This window comes from Mesorhizobium sp. XAP4 (assembly GCF_029269325.1).
GTDB classification, from domain to species: Bacteria; Pseudomonadota; Alphaproteobacteria; order Rhizobiales; family Rhizobiaceae; genus Mesorhizobium; species Mesorhizobium ciceri.
Genome location: NZ_JARIXW010000003.1, coordinates 326,682 through 340,951 on the forward strand (window position 1 = coordinate 326,682; position 14,270 = coordinate 340,951).

Annotated in this window: 12 protein-coding genes; 2 read left to right on the forward strand and 10 right to left on the reverse strand. The window is 64.0% G+C overall.

Features of this window, described 5'->3' with window-relative positions; all coding sequences use genetic code 11:
• Positions 1-27 precede the first annotated feature (27 nt).
• Both P3C39_RS14990 and P3C39_RS14995 read right to left on the reverse strand, forming a co-directional pair.
• The gene (locus tag P3C39_RS14990; RefSeq protein WP_164920069.1) at positions 28-918 is read right to left on the reverse strand and encodes a DUF427 domain-containing protein; all 891 of its coding nucleotides are present in this window, start codon (positions 916-918) and stop codon (positions 28-30) included.
• A complete protein-coding gene (locus tag P3C39_RS14995; RefSeq protein ID WP_275953782.1) occupies positions 915-2,570 on the reverse strand; it encodes an ABC transporter substrate-binding protein in 1,656 nt (551 codons plus the stop codon). The genes P3C39_RS14990 and P3C39_RS14995 overlap by 4 nt, the downstream gene beginning before the upstream one ends.
• 112 nt (positions 2,571-2,682) lie before the next feature.
• On the opposite strand from P3C39_RS14995, the gene P3C39_RS15000 reads away from it, so the two are divergent.
• Entirely contained in the window at positions 2,683-3,585 is a 903-nt protein-coding gene (locus P3C39_RS15000; protein ID WP_275953781.1) for a LysR family transcriptional regulator, read from the forward strand.
• A gap of 25 nt (positions 3,586-3,610) precedes the next feature.
• Here the strand turns inward: P3C39_RS15000 and P3C39_RS15005 are convergent, their stop codons facing one another.
• The 7 genes from P3C39_RS15005 to P3C39_RS15035 all read right to left on the reverse strand — a co-directional run bounded on the left by P3C39_RS15005 (position 3,611) and on the right by P3C39_RS15035 (position 12,524).
• Positions 3,611-5,641, reverse strand: a complete 2,031-nt coding sequence (locus P3C39_RS15005; protein WP_275953780.1) for an ABC transporter ATP-binding protein — start codon at positions 5,639-5,641, stop codon at positions 3,611-3,613.
• Complete coding sequence (locus tag P3C39_RS15010; protein WP_275953779.1) at positions 5,634-6,512, reverse strand: ABC transporter permease; 879 nt, start codon at positions 6,510-6,512, stop codon at positions 5,634-5,636. Before P3C39_RS15010 ends, P3C39_RS15005 begins: the two co-directional genes overlap by 8 nt.
• Positions 6,509-7,492, reverse strand: a complete 984-nt coding sequence (locus P3C39_RS15015; RefSeq protein ID WP_181172681.1) for an ABC transporter permease — start codon at positions 7,490-7,492, stop codon at positions 6,509-6,511. The genes P3C39_RS15010 and P3C39_RS15015 overlap by 4 nt, the downstream gene beginning before the upstream one ends.
• 100 nt (positions 7,493-7,592) lie before the next feature.
• Positions 7,593-9,257 (reverse strand): ABC transporter substrate-binding protein, encoded by a 1,665-nt coding sequence (locus P3C39_RS15020; protein WP_275953778.1) that lies wholly within the window; start codon positions 9,255-9,257, stop codon positions 7,593-7,595.
• 246 nt (positions 9,258-9,503) lie between these two features.
• Positions 9,504-10,688, reverse strand: a complete 1,185-nt coding sequence (locus P3C39_RS15025; protein WP_275953777.1) for a mandelate racemase/muconate lactonizing enzyme family protein — start codon at positions 10,686-10,688, stop codon at positions 9,504-9,506.
• A gap of 1 nt (position 10,689) precedes the next feature.
• Positions 10,690-11,796 (reverse strand): mandelate racemase/muconate lactonizing enzyme family protein, encoded by a 1,107-nt coding sequence (locus P3C39_RS15030; RefSeq protein WP_275953776.1) that lies wholly within the window; start codon positions 11,794-11,796, stop codon positions 10,690-10,692.
• A gap of 35 nt (positions 11,797-11,831) precedes the next feature.
• Positions 11,832-12,524, reverse strand: a complete 693-nt coding sequence (locus P3C39_RS15035) for a GntR family transcriptional regulator (RefSeq protein WP_275953775.1) — start codon at positions 12,522-12,524, stop codon at positions 11,832-11,834.
• A 132-nt stretch (positions 12,525-12,656) separates the two neighbouring features.
• Between P3C39_RS15035 and P3C39_RS15040 the strand changes: the two genes are divergently transcribed.
• On the forward strand, positions 12,657-13,094 hold the full coding sequence (locus tag P3C39_RS15040) for a LysR family transcriptional regulator (protein ID WP_275953774.1): 438 nt from the start codon (positions 12,657-12,659) through the stop codon (positions 13,092-13,094).
• Positions 13,095-13,103: 9 nt separating this feature from the next.
• On the opposite strand, the gene P3C39_RS15045 is transcribed toward P3C39_RS15040, so the two are convergent.
• Positions 13,104-14,255 (reverse strand): efflux RND transporter periplasmic adaptor subunit, encoded by a 1,152-nt coding sequence (locus P3C39_RS15045; protein ID WP_013532876.1) that lies wholly within the window; start codon positions 14,253-14,255, stop codon positions 13,104-13,106.
• Between the last annotated feature and the right edge of the window lie 15 nt (positions 14,256-14,270).

Below are 14,270 nucleotides of genomic sequence, written 5' to 3' on the forward strand. Positions count from 1 at the left end.
GCGCCCGCGCGCAAGCGGCGTCGATGCCTAGAAATAACCGCTCGACGCGGCCGTGGCTTCCTTCGGGATTTCGACGCCATCGACCAGGATCTTGTCGACCAGCTCGTGGTGGAAACAGACCAGCCCCTTGATGCGCTCCGCCTCGTGCACCGGCTCAGGATAATACCAGACCAGGTTCTCGTGGCGCTTGGCCTTGGTCGTCACGTGATAGTAGTTGGAGATGCCCTTGTAAGGACAGCGCGAGATGTAGCGGCTGGGCGCGAACATATCGAGCCGCGTGTCGGCGATCGGCAGATAGTGGCGCACCGGATGGCCGGTCTCGAACAGGAACACGCCGCGGCGTGAATCGGCGACCTGCTCACCATCGAGGATGACCTGCACGCGCCGCGACGACGGCAGGCAGTCGACGCGGCGGAACGGATCGCGGGCGTGGACAAAGATCTCCTCGTCCTCCTCGAACCAGTGCCCCATCTTGCTCCAGGTGAACGTCATATAGTCCGATATCGGCGGACAGCCCTTGACCGGATCGAGATAGCGCCAGGCCGCGTCCTCGACCAGCGTGATGCCGGTGTTGAGCGAATAGTGGGTGGCTGTGCCCTTGAATGGGTCCTCTGTCGTGGTCTTGCTCGGCAGCAGGAACTCCTCGCGAACGTCGCCGATCGGAAAATAGTAGACCGGCAGATGATCGGATTCGTAGAACACCAAGGCGTTGGTCGTATCGGCCACGGTCATTGACCCCACCTGCACGCGCAGGCGCTTCTGCGTCGGCATGGTGAAGGCTATGTAGCCCGGCTCGAAGTCGTACTGCACGATGCTGTCGAGCAGCGGAAAATGCGGCCCGCGGCCGCGCAGATGAGGCTTGCGAATGGTAGTCTCCCGTTTTGTTTCTTTTGTCATCGGGCGTTGAGGCACGATCAGCTCAGGGACACGCGATCGAGCAGCAGGCCGGCGGCGATCGGCGGCAAGCCGCTGACATTCTTGCGCACCGGCACCAGCAGATCGGGGAAATAGCTGAAGATGACAGGCGTCTCGTCGAGCAGCAGTTTCTGGATGTCGGAGGCGGCAGCGCGTTGCGCGCCGACATCGAGCGCCTTGAGATAGCTGGTGACCATGCCGTCATAGGCCGGGCTCTTGAAATGCGCCGCATTCCACGGACCGTCGCTGACCAGCGGGCTCTTCAGGAAGACGTTCGGCACGCTGCGATGGGCGTAGTCGGTGATGCCAAGTGGGCTGTCCAGCCAGTCCGACTGGCCGAACACCGCCTTGCCGTAATATTTGTCCTGGTCTTCGATGTTGAGCGAGATGCGGGCACCGATTTCCTTGGCGAAATTCTGGAACAATTGCGCGTAGCCGGGAATGTCGGAATAGCGCAGCGTCGTTAGCGTGATGTCGAAACCACTGGCAAGGCCCGCCGCCTCCAGCAACTGCTTGGCCTTGGCGATATCCTGGACGCGCTGCGGCACCGTCTTGTCGGTTGCGGGGAAAGCGGGTGCGAAGGGGCTGTCATTGCCGGTCGCCGCCATGCCGCGGCACAGCCCGTCGACCAGCTTGGAGCGGTCGATGCACAGCGCCAGCGCCTGGCGCACGCGCTTGTCGGTGAAGGGGCCGGTGTTGCAGCGCATGTGAAGCTGCCGGTGCGCGGTCGAAGCGACACGCAGCACCGTGATATCAGGACTGTTCAGCACCACCTGGCTTACATCGAGCGGAACGGCGTCGAGAATGTCGACCTCGCCGGCCTGCAGCGCCAGGATGCGCGGTTGCACGTCGCCGTAGAATTTGAATTCGAGCCGGTCAGGCAGCGCCTTCTCGCCCCAATAGTCGGTATTGCGGATGAAGGTCGCGCCGACCTTTGGCGTGTAGGTCTCCAGCCGGAATGGCCCGGTTCCTTCGAACGTCTTTTCGTAGTCGCCCTTGTAGCTCGCCGGCAGGATGACGGCGTTGTAATTGTCGATCGACACCGAATAGGGAAAGCTGCCATTCGGCGCATCGAGATGGAAGGCGACGGTGTGGTCGTCGACCTTCTGGGTGCCGCCTTTCGACAGCAGCCCCTTGAACACGGAAAGTGCATTGGAAGCGCCGTTGGGGTCGGCCAGCCGGTCGAAGGTCGCGACGACGTCGTCGGCCTTGAAATCCTCGCCATTGTGGAATTTCACGCCCTTGCGCAGCTTGAACGTCCAGACGCTGCCGTCCTCGTTCGGCGCCCAACTCTCCGCCAGCACCGGCTTCAAGGTGAGGTCCGGCTGCGTGATGCAGAGAAATTCGGCGGTCTGGAAAACCAGCTGGTAGCTGCCGCTGTCATAATAGGTGACGGGATCGATGGCGCCGCCCGGCGTCGCCACGCCGGCGCGCACCGTGCCGCCCGGCTTGCCCTCCGCGCGTGCTTGCTGCGTGCCGAGGCCGGCGGCCGCGACAAGGCTGCCCAGGAACGGCAGTGAGAGACCAAGCACGCTGCCATGGCGCAGGAAGTCGCGGCGGTCCATCCTGCCGGCCAGCAATTCGTCGACAGCGGAATTTTCGATTGCAGTGAGCGTTCTGCGAGCGTTGTCGATCATCCGGAAATGCTTGGGCATGGCTGGATTCCTCGCTTGTCTTGGGGTTCGGCCATCTAGTTCATTGTTGACTGCCGCCGGAAAGCGATATTTTTTGATAGGGGTCATCGAAATTTTCGATGCAGAGGTGGGCATGGACACTGAAAATCTGCGCAGCTTTCTCGAAGTCGCCACCCATGGCAGCTTCACCGTTGCGGCCAGCCGGCTCAACCTCGCGCAGTCCACCGTCAGCGCACGGATCAGGGGGCTGGAGGAGCAGTTGGGCCGCCGGCTTTTCGTGCGCGACCGCGATGGCGTCACGCTGACGCCGGCCGGGCGGCAGTTCCTGCCACATGCCTCTTCCATCACCCGCACCTGGGAGCAATCGCGGCAGGACATCGCCGTTCCCGATGGCTACGAGACCTTGCTGCGGCTGACCGCGCCTGCCTATCTGTGGGACCGCATCACCTCGCCATGGGTCGAGTGGATGCGCGCCAGGCGGCCGAACGTGGCGCTGCGGCTGGAGGGCAGCTTTCCGGACTCGGCGATCGACCAACTGGCGGAAGGCCTGCTCGATATCTGCATCCTCTATCTGCCGCGGCCGCACCCCGGCATCGTCTACGAAACGCTGGCGGTCGATCAGGTCGTGCTGGTGCAGCATGCCGCGCAGACCAGGCCGTGGACCGAAAACTACATCCTGATGGACTGGGGGCTTGAGTTCCGCATCGAGCACGACCGCGCCTTTGCCGGCATGGTCAAGCCGGCCATATCGGCCGGACTGGTCTTCATCGGGCTGCAGCATGTGCTGTCGCAGCAAGCCGCCGCCTATCTGCCGCTCAGCGCCGTCAGCGGCCATATCGAGCGCGGCGAAATGCGGCGCATCGACGACGCGCCGGTGTTCCAGCGGCCGATCTACCTCGCCTATCCCTCCAATCCTGTTTCTTCGGATGTCCTGGATGTCGCGCTCACAGGCCTGCGCACGCTGGCCAGGGACTGGGCCGAAGGGCAGGGCTTTTCGGAAGGTGACCGTGCTCTCAGCATGGCCGGCCAGGTCTGACTGGCCAAGCCACGGAAGCGCGGCGCTATGCCGGCTCGGTCACGGCCGCTCTCTGCAGCCTGGCCAGTTCGGCATATGGAATGTGGCAGCGGATGGAATGGCCGGGCTGGGCCTCGCTCAGCGGCGGCTCCTGCTGTTCGCAGATCGGACCGATCTTGCGCGGGCAGCGCGTGTGGAACACGCAGCCCGACGGCGGATTGGTGGCGCTCGGGATTTCGCCGTCGAGACGAATGCGCGCCGTCTCGGTCTGGTCGAGTTTGGGCACGGCCGACAGCAGCGCTTCGGTGTAGGGATGATGCGGCCCGGAAAAGACCTCTTCCGACGGTCCGAGCTCCATGATGCGGCCGAGATAGAGCACGGCGATCTTGTCGGAGAGGTAACGCACCACGGCCAGATCATGCGAGATGAAGATGTAGCTGACGTCTTCCTTCGACTGCAGGTCGGCGAGCAGATTGAGGATGGCAGCCTGCACCGAGACGTCGAGCGCCGAGGTCGGCTCGTCGCAGACGACGATGCGCGGGTCGCCGGCGAAGGCGCGGGCAATGGCGACGCGCTGCTTCAGGCCGCCGGAGAGCTGGCGTGGCTTGACGGCAAGATGGCGGTCGGTGAGCCGCACCGAGCGGACGAGGTCGTTGAGACGAGCCTCCAGCGCCTTGCCGGAGAGGCCCGCCAGCCGCTTCAGCGCGCGTCCGATCAGATGCCGGATCGAATGCGATCGGTTGAGTGCGGAGTCCGGGTTCTGGAAGACGATCTGCATCGCCTTGATCTGGTCGTCGCTGCGGTTCTCCAGCCTGGGCGCCAGCGCCTTGCCTTCCAGCTCGATCGTGCCGCCTGCGTCCGGCGGCACAAGGCCGAGCAGCAGCCTGGCGAAGGTCGTTTTGCCGCTGCCGGATTCGCCGACCAGCCCGAGCGTTTCGCCAGGCCGCAGGTCGAGCGACACGTCCTTCACGGCGCGCAGTGCATGGCCATGGCTGGCATAGGTCTTGTTCAGCCCGGTGACGCGCAGCACCGGCGCTGCCGCCGCCTTTGGTACAGGCGCCACATTGCTCGGCGTCGCGCGCGGCAGCGCCTGCGCCTTGTCGTGATGAAAGCAGCGCGACAGCCGGCCGCCCAGATCGTAGAGCGGTGGCAATTCGCTGCGGCAGCGGTCGTCGGCGAGCGCGCAGCGATCGGCGAAGGCGCAGCCCTTGATGTCGGCCCCGATGCCGGGAAGGAAGCCGGGAATGGTATCGAGGCGGCCCTGGTCCTTGCGCTGGCCCCCGCGCGGCAGGCAGCGCAGCAAGGCTACGGTGTAGGGATGGCGCGGGTCGTTGAAGACGACCTCCGTCGGCCCTTCCTCGACCAGCATGCCGGCATAGAGCACGCCGACGCGGTCGCACATGTTGGAGACGACGGCGAGGTTGTGGCTGATAAACAGGATCGAGGCCGACAGTTCTTGCCGCAGCTGTGCGATCAGGTCGAGCACTTCGGCCTCTACCGTCGCATCGAGGCCGGTGGTCGGCTCGTCGAGGATCAGCATCGAGGGATCGTTGGCCAGCGCCATGGCGATCGCCACGCGTTGCTGCATGCCGCCGGAAAGCTGGTGCGGGTAGCGCTGCATCACGCTCATCGGATCGGAGATGCGCACGCGATTGAGCATCGCAATCGCCCGGTCGGTGGCCGCTTGTCCCGAAATACCGCCGAGTTCAAAAATCTCGGTCAACTGACGGCCGACGCGGATCGACGGGTTCAGCGCCTTGCCCGGGTCCTGATAGACCATGGAGACGCTTTCCGCGCGCGCCCGCCTGAGCGCCTCGGCGTCGAGTTTCATCACGTTCTGGCCGTCGAGCGAGATCGTGCCGCCGGTGATAGAACCGTTTCTCGGCAGATAGCGCACCACCGTAAGCGCCACGGTGGATTTGCCGCAGCCGGATTCGCCGACCAGGCCATAGGCTTCGCCCTGGCCGATGGTGAGGCTGAGGTTACGCAGCACGGCGCGGTTGCGGCCGGCGACGCGGTAGGCAACCGAAAGATCGGTGACTTCGAGTGCGTTTTCGGCCTTGGCGGAGTTAGTCATTGAGCGCTCCGTGAACGCCGTCGGCCGCCAGATTGACGCCGATGACCAGCGAGGCGATGGCGAGCGCATCGAACAGCACCGTCCACCAGAAGCCGCCGCCGATCATGCCGTAGTTGTTGGAGATCGACAGCCCCCAGTCGGGCGAGGGCGGCTGGATGCCGAAACCCATGAAGGAGAGCGTGGCGACGGCGAAGATGGCATAGCCGAGCCGCACAGTGGTTTCGACCAGGATCGGCGGAATGACGTTGGGCAGGATCTCGACGAACATCGTATGCAGGGCACTTTCATGCCTTAGCTGCGCGGCAGCGACATAGTCGAGTTCACGCTCGGCCAGCACCGCGGAGCGCACGGTGCGCGCGATGATCGGCGCGAAGCTCAAGCCGATGACGACGATGACCGTCGTCTTCGAGGTGCCGAGCGCAACGATCGCCAGCAACGCAACGATGACCACCGGGATCGCCATGAAGGCTTCCAGGATTCGGCTGACGACATCGTCGGCGAGGCCGCGAAAATAGCCGGTGACGAGGCCGAGCGCCGTGCCGGCCACTGTCGCCAGCAAGGTCGCCAGCGGGGCGACGGTCAGGATGTCGCGCGAGCCGACGATGACGCGCGAGAAGACGTCGCGGCCGATCTGGTCGGTGCCGAACCAGTGTTCGGAAGAAGGCGGCGCCAGCGCGTTGATGATGTCGTCGGCGAGCGGGTCGTAGGGTGCGAAGTGCTCGCCGAACAGCGCGCAGGCAACCCAGAACAGCACGATGGCGAAACCGACAAGGAATGTTCGCGAGCGCAGCAGCGAGAAAAAGACCTCGGCCAGCGGGCCGCGCGGGCGCGTGTCGTCGGATCTCGAGGAGGTGGTCTGGATGGTGCTCATTGGTCTGACCCCAGCCGGATGCGCGGATTGAGCACGGAATAGAGGAAGTCGGCGACAAGAGTGGCCACGGCATAGACGATGCCGATGGTGAGGATGCCCGATTCCAGCATCGGGAAATCCTTGCCGCGGGCGGCAGTGAAGATCAGCGAGCCGATGCCCTGGTAGCGAAACAGCGTTTCGATGACGACAAGGCCGCCGATGAGGTAGCCGGTCTGCGTGGCGATAACGGTGATGGTCGGTAGCAGCGCATTGCGCAGCACATGGCGCCAGATCACCGTGCGCCAGGGCAGGCCCTTCAGCACGGCCGTTCGCGTGTAGTCGGAATCGAGCGCTTCGATCATGCCGGAGCGCGCCATGCGGGCGATGTAGCCGAACAGCACCAGGAACAGCGGCAGCGACGGCAGGATCAGGTAGTAGAGCTGCGTGAAGAAGCCGGCGTCGCGCGGCCATGCGGCCGATATCGGCAGCCAGCGCAGCCAGACACCAAAGATCAGGATCAGGATGATGCCGGTGACGAATTCCGGCAGCACCGTCACCGACAGACCGCCGAGGCTGATGATGCGGTCGAGCGGGCGGTTGAGGTTGAGCGCGGCGACGACGCCGCCGAGGATGCCGATCGGTACCACCAGCACGAAGGCGACCGCCGCCAGCTTCATCGAATTGCCGAGCGCATCGATGACGAAAGGCGCGACCGGCGAGCGGAAGATGTAGGACGTGCCCATGTCGCCCTGGACGAAATTGGAGATCCAGCCCCAGTACTGTGCCAGCAGCGGGCGATCGACGCCGAGCGTGTGATTGAGCGCGTCGACCGCGCGCTGGTCGGCGAATGGACCCAATATGGCGCGCCCGACGTTGCCGGGCAGCACCTGGCCGCCCAGGAACACCATGATGCTGAGCAGGAACAGCGTCACCAGCGACAGCGAGACACGCCGGGCAAGGAAGGAGAGAATGGCTAAGACTCCTTGTGGAGCCAGCCCCATGCGGGAGCTGGCTGTTAGAGGATTGGCTTTCCCTTTGAGCATGATCCCGAAAAGTGGGGACCGGTTTTCGGAAAAGGTCATGCTCCAACAAAGAGTTAGTTCAGGCTTTCGATGCCTTGTCGAGGAACAGCTGCGACATGGCGGTCGGCTGTACGCCGGCCACGCCCTTCGCCGTCGCCGTCAGATAGTCGTAGAAATAGCCGAAAATAACAGGCGTTTCCTCGAGCAACAGCTTCTGGATCTTGCCGGCGTCGGCCTTCTGCGCCTCGAGGTCGAGTGCTGCGATGTAGCTGGTCGCCAGCGCGTCATAGTCCTTGTTCTTGAAATGCGCCGCATTCCAGGTGCCTTCGCTCTTCAGCGGTGCCGCAAGATAGACGTTCGGCACGCCGCGGTGGCCGTAGTCGGTGATGCCCATCACCGAATCCAGCCAGTTCGATTTGCCGAACACCGCGTCTCCGTAATAGCCGCTCTGGTCGAGGATGTTGAGATCGAGCTCGACGCCGATCTCCTTGACCCAGTTCTGGATGAGCTGGGCGTATTCGGGGATTTCCAGGTAGCGTTCGGTGGTCAGGGTTATCTTGAAGCCCTGGCCAAGGCCGGCTGCTTCCATGAGCTGCTTGGCCTGGGCGATATCCTGCTTGCGTTGCGGCACGCTCGTATCGGTCGAAGGATAGACGGCGGCGAACGGGCTGTCATTGCCCAGGGCGGAGCGTCCCTTCATCAGGCCGGCGGCCAGCTTGTCGCGATCGAGGCAGAGCGCAATGGCTCGGCGCACGCGCGCATCCTTCAACGGACCCTCGTCGCAGCGCATGTGCAGCTGCTGATGGGCCGACGACTTCAGGCTGATGATGTCGATGTTCGGATCGTTGAGCAGAGCGACACCGGCCAACACCGGCATCTGGTTGATGATGTCGACCTGTCCGCCCTGCAGCGCCAGGATCTGCGGCTGCATGTCGGTGAAGAAGGTGAATTCGGTGCGCTCGGGCAAGGCCTTGGGACCCCAATAGTCCTCGTTGCGGACGAAGGACGCGCCGACCTTTGCCGTGTATTTCTCAATTCTGAACGGCCCGGTGCCGTCGAAGCTCTTTTCGTAGTCGCCCTTGTAGCTCGCCGGGATGATGACGGCGTTGTAGTTGTCGGACGACACCATGTAGGGGAAGTTGCCGTTCGGCGCATCGAGGTGGAATTCCACCGTGTAGTCGTCGACCTTCTTTGAAGCGCCTTTCTGCAGGATGCCGGTGAACACCGACAGCGCATTGGACGAGTTGGCCGGGTCGGCAAGGCGGTCGATGCTGGCCACGACGTCGTCGGCCTTCATCTCGCCGCCGCTGTGGAATTTTACGCCCTTGCGCAGCTTGAAGGTCCACACCGTGCCGTTGTCGTTCGGCTTCCAGCTTTCGGCCAAGGCCGGCTGCAGCACCAGATCGGGGCCGTCGACGCAAAGGAATTCGGCAACCTGCTGCATGATCAGCAGGCCGCCGGCGTCCGCAATGCTGACCGGGTCGATCGTCGCCGCCGGCACACTGCTGGCGACGCGGATGGTGGCGCCCGGCGCGCCCTGGGCGCGCGCCAGCGACGGCATGCCGCCAAGGCCGGCGGCCATGCCGATGCGGCCCAGCAGCGGCAGCGACAGGCCGAGCAGGCTGCCGTGACGGACGAAGTCGCGGCGGCTGACACGGCCGTCGACGAGGCCATCGATCAGGTGATTTTCAATCGGCGTGCGATTGCGCCGGATCAGATCGAGAATGCTGTGGTTCTTGCTCATGGGTTTTTACCCTTTCCCCTATTTCTTATGGTTGACGAAATTTCGTGGATTGCTCCATTTTCCCGGCACCGGAGGCCTGTCTATCGGAACTTTAGCATGCGGTTTTGTCCGGTCCATCCAGTCGTGGCATGGACGCTCCGGATTGTTGGCTGCACTGCTTCCACCGTCTTTGTCCAACCTTCCCGACCGAAGTCGCGGCGGTTGGCTTCTCGTGTCTGGCCGTCGGTCTTGGCCGCTAGCCGTCATCTAGTTCAGCGGCAAACGGCGATAGGTTCCGGGCTTTGCCGGGTCATGATACTTGTTGCACGGTCCTTTCTCGGTAAAGTCTCTGTGACAGGCAGCGAGGTTTTCGCGCGACAAGGTGACGCCGAGACCGGGACCTTCCGGAACGCGCACGACATTGTTTTTCGGCGAAAACGATCCTTCCTCGGTGACATCCATCGGCAGCATGCGAAACAGCGACTGGTTCGGCTCCCTGATCCAGCCGAGTGCCGCGCACAGATGCAGATAGGCGGCGCTGCCGATGCCGCTGTCGCCGCTGTAGCACCAGAAATCGATCCCGGCATGCTCGCAGGCGCCGACGAAGCGCAGCAGCCGGCCGATGCCGCCATGCGTCGTCGGGTTGCCGACGAACGCGTCCGGCACTTTGGTTTCCATGGCGCGCGCAATGTCGATGTTGTGGGTCGAGAACGGGATCGAGCAATGGCGCCGCAACTCGCGCATCTCCTCGATGGTCGCCACCGGATCCTCCCAGTTGCGCACGCCCAACTCTTCCAGCGGGCGCGCCAGCCGCCGCGCGGTGCTGAGCGAATACGCCTGGTTGGAATCGATACGGATCATCGCATCGTCGCCGAGTTTCCTGCGGATCAGCTCGACCATCCTGAGCGAGATTTTCGGATCTTCGGTCGAGAACTTGCCTTCGAAGAAAGTCGTTCCATGCGTCTCGTGCAATTCGACGCAATAGTCGGCGACTTCCTGGGGCGTCGTCTCGCCCTTCACATTTGGCCCATCACCGCGCAGCGAAAAATAGTCGGTGAACGGGATATCCTTGCGTACGGCGCCGCCAAGCAACTGATAGAGCGGCTGGTTCCACGCCTTGCCGCGCAGGTCCCACAAAGCCATCTCGATGGCGCCGAAAGCCATGATGCGCGTGCGGTCGTTGATCGACTGCACGCCGGTCCAAAAGGGCAGGCAGACATGCTCGGCGCCGGCGATGTCGAAGGCATCGCGCCCGACCAGCCGCGGCGCCAGGACATTATTGATGATCGCGGCCGCCGCTGGCGTCGGCGCTTCGCCGAGGCCGACCAGGCCATCCTCGGTCTCGACTTCGACGACGGTCGGTGAAAATCCGTCGAGTTCGCCGAACACCCAGGCATAGGGCGCTTCGAGGCGCAGATTGATCGGCGTGGCTTTGATGCTGCGGATTTTCATCTCAGCGCCCGATCTCGAAGAACGGCGCGCCGAGCAGATCGGGAACGACGTCTATGCCGAGACCCGGCCCGTCTGGAATGCCCATGCGGCTGCCGGTGACCGGTGGCATGTTCGATGCCGTGCGCACCGTCACCCATTCATGGAAGGCGATGGCGTGCAGCCGGCGCTCTTCCGGCGTCGACAGCGACAGATGCGCCATCGCCGCGGTGTCGATCTCGGCGCCGCCCGTGTCCTCGACCGTGATCATGAAGCCGAGGTCGACGGCAACGTCGCGGATCTGGCGCGTCTTCGTCACGCCGCCAAGGCGCGAGATCTTCAGCGTCAGCCCGTCGGCCGCGCCCAGGCGATGAATTTCCAGCATCGCCTCGAGCGAGGTGACGGATTCGTCGAGCACCATCGGCTTGTCGAGCATGCGGCGCACCGACATGTTTTCATCGATCGTGGTGCAGGGCTGCTCGAACGTGTAGTCGATGGCGCGCGTGGCATCGGCGAATTGGCGCGCCTGATAGGGAGTCCAGCCGGCATTGGCGTCGCAGAAGATGACCGTGCCTTTCGGCACCGAGGAGGCAACCGCGATGACGCGTTCGATGTCGTCATGGACATTGCCGCCGACCTTGACCTGCAGCCGGTGGAAGCCGTCCTTGACGATGCGCTTGGCCAGCGCGGCCATGGCGTCGACGCTCCCGTGCGTGACGACCTTGTAGAGTTCCGCTGTGTCGCTTTCCTTGCCGCCGAGCAGCGTGACCAGCGGCACGTCGGCTGCGCGCGCCGCCAGATCCCAGCAGGCCATGTCGAGCACCGACTTGATGTAGGGATGGCCCTTGAACACCGTGTCCATCAGCCGCCCGATGCTGGCCAGCCCGCGCGGATCGCGGCCGATCAGATGCGGCGCGATCTCGACCACGCCGGCGCGAACGCCGGCGGGGAAGGCGGCTGAGTAAAAATTGCCGAGCGGCGCCATCTCGCCCCAGCCGGTGATGCCGCTGTCTGATGTCATGGACACGATCACCGCGTCGAAGGCGTCGGCCTCGCGCCCCTTCGACATGCGGTATGGCCCGTCAACGAAGGGCTGCATGACGTGGTAGGCCTTGATGGTCTCGATCTGCACGTGTCTTGTCCGCTGTCTGTGGTGTTGGGAACGGGTCAGGCGCCCCTCGATGGGCGTTGTTCGAGGCCGCGCGCGTAGGCAAGCAACTCCTCGAAGTCGAGATCGATATGCTCCCTGGCATGGCGCTGGGCCGCACGCATGTCCTTGCCCTTCAGCAACCGCACATAGGTTTCGTGAACGTCTTCGGCCGACACCGGCTCGTTGCGGGCATGCTGGTGGAGCGCGAAATACATCTGCAGCCGGCTGGTCAGCCGCTGCCAGGTTTCCAGCAGCACCGAATTGTCGGCCCATTCGTAGATCAGGCCATGCAGTTGCAGCGCGGTTTCGATCTGGCGTGTCGTGTCCAATGCGCGGGTCGCCTGCTTCACGGCTTCGTGGCGCCGGTCGAGCTCGTCGAAGAAGCGCTGGTCACGCAGCGGCCACGCCCGCTCGATGGCCAGCTCGTCCATCACCTTGTTGAACGAATAGGCATCGTCGATGTCCTTGGCTGTGACCTCGATGACGAAGGTGCCGGCATAGGGGATGCTGGTCAGGATCCCTTCCTGGACCAGCTCGCGCATCGCCTCGCGCAGCGGCGCGCGGCTGACCCGCATCTGTTCGGAGATACGGAGCTCGTTGAGCTTCTGGCCGGGCGCGAGCTGGCCGGTCAGGATCGCGCGCCGCAACAGCGCAACGATCTCGGCGCGTCGCGTCGTATCCGCGATAGGACTGAAATCCGCTTTCGCCATTCGGCCACTCCCAGGAAACCGAAAGCAAGACAAGCAGATTGTCGACAATCTAACAAGAGGCTATCTCAATTGATTGGCCAACGCTGCAGAGACCGTTCCGAAATTCCCTCTGGCGAGTCATATGGAGCCGCTGTGGAACGGTTGCCGCCGCTGAATGCGATCAAGGCTTTTGAAGTTGCCGCCCGTGCCGGCAGCTTCACTTTGGCCGCCTCTGAACTCGGCGTTTCGTCGGCGGCGGTCAGCCAGCAGATACGCAATCTCGAAACCTGGTTCGGCAAGCAGCTGTTCGCGCGCAGCGGCAACCGCATCGCGCTCACCGACGCCGATCGCCTCGGCAAGGCTCGGCCTGGGCATCGCGCTTGGCCAGCGGGTCATGGCGCACGCCGATCTGGAGGCCGGTCGGCTGATTGCGCTCTCCTCCGTCTCGGTGCGCCTCGGGCACCCCTATTGTGCATTCATGCCGCCGGCCAAGGCCGACCGGGCCGATGTTGCCGGTCTGGTCGATGTTCAGTCGAGCGGCGCCCGCGACCTGTGGGAAGGCCGGGGCGCCGCGCTGAAGCCGGATCCTGACGGGGGTGTTCAGGTGGCCGGCTTTTCCGGTATCGGCGATACGGGCGCTCCGGGGCCGATCTTCTGCAGATTGCCCGTAATCACCTGGTCGCCCTCGGCGACGCCGCTGAGGATGGCGACCTGATCGCCGCTCGTCGGTCCGAGCGAAACGAGCCGCTGGTCGACCGTGTTGCCCTTGCCGACGACATAGAGATATTTGCCGAGCTGGCTTGAGCCCAGGGCCGTCTGGGGCACCATCAGCGCATCGGCCTGCTCTCTCACATGCAGCCGGACACGGACATATTGGCCCGGCAGCAGCGTGAACTTGCCATTGCCGATCGTCGCGCGCGCCGTGATCGTGCCGGTCGAGCGGTCGACCGAATTGTCGATGAAGGTAAGCTCGCCCTTCTGGCTTGCCTCGGTCTGGCCGGGGAGCAGGACATCCACTTCGATCGGGCCGTTCGCACGGGCTTGCTCGATCTCGGTCAGATCCGTCTCGCTCGGGTTGAAGGTGACGTAGATCGGGTCGAGCTGCACCAGCGTGTTGAGCACGGTGCCGGCGACGCTGACCAGCGTTCCGACCGAGGCCTGGTTGCGGCCAAGGCGCCCGGCAAACGGCGCCCGGATTTCAGCGTAGCTCAGATTGAGCTCTGCCGTGCGGACCGCCGCCTGGTTCAGCGCCAGCGATGCCTGCGCTTCGCGCAAGGTGCTGGTGCGCTGGTCGAAGCCGTCCTTGGCGAGGTAGCCGCTCTTGGCGAGCTCGGTGCCGCGACCAAGATTCGATCGGGCATAGTCGAGCGTCGCTGTGTCGCGCTGCACTTGGGCCTTGGCCTGGTCGAGCGCCGCCTGGAAGTCGTCAGGCGAGATCTTGTAGAGAAGATCGCCTTGCCGGACGTCGACGCCGTCGGCTGCGGTCTGCTCCTGCAGATAGCCGGGTATCCTCGCCTGTAAGGTGATGCTGCGGATCGGCTCTGTCCGCGCGGCATAGTCGAGGTAGATCGGGATCGTCTTCTTGACGACACTGACCACCGGCACCGGCATGACGAACGCCGCCGGGGCGGGCGCCGCACCTGCCGTGCCGGCATTGAGGCTGAGATTGCCCATATCGAGCAGGTGGACGCTGGCCACCGAGATCGCACCCAGCGCGACAGCCGTTCCCAACGCGATTTTCCATTTACGCATGATCAGTCTCCAATC